Source organism: Agaribacillus sp. DX54 (assembly GCF_056858335.1).
Genome location: NZ_JBXEQE010000171.1, coordinates 1 through 262, shown reverse-complemented (window position 1 = coordinate 262; position 262 = coordinate 1). Strand labels below are relative to the sequence as shown.

The 262-nt window shown below is 37.4% G+C and carries 1 protein-coding gene; it reads left to right on the top strand.

All coding sequences use genetic code 11. The features are described from left to right. Positions 1 to 262, top strand: a 262-nt coding sequence (locus AC04NP_RS30845; protein ID WP_482863988.1) for a 6-bladed beta-propeller, incomplete at both ends; no start/stop codon positions are given.

Genomic DNA, 262 nt, shown 5'->3' with positions numbered 1-262 from the left:
CAGGGATAACAAAACTAAGAAGGTAGTTCTTTTTTCTCGCGATGGAAAGTTTTTAAGAAACATCGGGAATGCCGGCAGAGGGCCCGCAGAGTATATGGGACTTGCTGAGATTGATGTGGATTCTAAAAATAATCACATTTTTATACTGGATAACACAGCTAAGAGAATACTAACCTACGACTTACAAGGTAATCTGATAAATGATTTCAATTTAAAGGTGTATGCCATTCCTTTTTCTTTTCAATATACCGGGCAGGGAAAA